General features: G+C 60.7%; 1 protein-coding gene. It reads left to right on the top strand.

Features of this window, described 5'->3' with window-relative positions:
• On the top strand, positions 1 to 504 hold a 504-nt coding region (locus ACT67G_RS06290), incomplete at its 5' end, for a helicase-related protein (protein ID WP_443663543.1).
• Between the last annotated feature and the right edge of the window lie 203 nt (positions 505 to 707).

The following is a 707-nucleotide window of genomic DNA, read 5'->3' as shown; positions in this document are numbered from 1 at the left end:
CTGCGGCTGGGAGAGTTCGACGTGCTGGTGGGCATCAACCTCCTGCGGGAGGGACTGGACCTGCCGGAGGTAAGCCTGGTGGCCATTCTGGACGCCGACAAGGAGGGCTTCCTCCGCTCCGAGACGTCGCTCATCCAGACCATTGGCCGGGCGGCCCGGAATGCCGAGGGCTTGGTTATCATGTATGCAGACGAGATCACCCCCTCCATGCGCTCGGCCATGGACGAGACGGAGCGCCGCCGGAAGATCCAGAGCGATTACAACGAAGCCCACGGTATCGTGCCCAAGACCATCATCAAGGGCGTCCGGGAGGTACTGGAGATCTCCAAGACTGCGGAAGAGGACACCGTCCGGGGCCGCCGGAAGCGCAAGCTCTCCGAGCAGGAGCGCGCGGCGGAGATCGCCAAACTGGAAAAGGAAATGAAGGAAGCGTCCAAGATGCTGGAGTTCGAGTACGCAGCTGTTTTGAGAGACCGGATCATCGAATTGAGAGGGGAAAAGTAGCTTCCTTCATTTCCGGGGAATGCAATCCCTTCAAGCAGGGTTCCCGCGCGAGCTCAGCGAAGCGGGTCGCGTGGGAAAAGGAGCGGCAGCGGAGTGAGCGAGTTTTCGGCGCAGCCGGAAACGAGAGATATGGAGCTTGCCGCGACGCGATGCTGGAGTTCGAGTACGCAGCTGTTTTGAGAGACCGGATCATCGAATTGAGA

Source organism: Dysosmobacter sp., from assembly GCF_052306735.1.
Classification (GTDB): domain Bacteria; phylum Bacillota; class Clostridia; order Oscillospirales; family Oscillospiraceae; genus Oscillibacter.
The sequence above is the reverse complement of the archived record's forward strand: the minus strand, read 5'-3'. Positions and strand labels throughout refer to the sequence as shown.